We start from the raw sequence: 689 nt of genomic DNA, 5'->3' as shown, positions 1-689 counted from the left end.
ACAGCTCCAGCAGTATATGAATTGTGTGATAGTGGAACAGGTCAAGCACAGTTTGATCTATCTACTTTAGATGCAGCAGTAAATAATGATCCTAATGTAACGATCACTTATCATGCCACTCAAACAGCAGCTGATGCAGGAACTCCGGTATTGCCAGTTTTATATAATTCAGCTACAACAACTATTTATGCAAGAGTAGAGGACAATAATCCTCCTGGATGTTATAATACTATCGCAGTAGATTTACAGGTGAACCCTAATCCAGATGTACCTAATGCATTACCAACTTTAGAATTGTGTGATGATGATACAGATGGAATAGCAACTTTTAACCTAACGGATAATGAAGCAACGATCTTATCAAATGAGCCTAGTCCGGCAAACTTTGATGTTACTTATTATGCTAATGCTACAGATTTAGCTAATGCAAATGCGATTGCTACTGAAACTGCTTATGATAATACAACGCCAAATACGCAAACCATATTTGTATTGGTGGAGAATTTGACCACAGGTTGTACTACCGAGGCACAGTTTGATATTACGGTAAACCCGTTACCAACTTATAATGCCCCTGCAGATTATTCAGCCTGTGATTTAGGAGCACAAGATGGCTTTACGGATTTTGACTTTACGGTAAGTACGACTCAGATCGAAGGAGTAAATACGAATTTAACTATTACCTATTA

General features: G+C 37.9%; 1 pseudogene. It reads left to right on the top strand.

Annotated elements, in window-relative coordinates:
* A pseudogene (locus FT986_RS15970) lies at positions 1–689 on the top strand (hypothetical protein); the annotation flags it as partial.

It is taken from the genome of Mesonia sp. K4-1 (assembly GCF_008017825.1).
Taxonomy (GTDB): domain Bacteria; phylum Bacteroidota; class Bacteroidia; order Flavobacteriales; family Flavobacteriaceae; genus Mesonia.
Note: the sequence above shows the minus strand (reverse complement) of the source record. Positions and strands in the feature narration are given on the sequence as shown.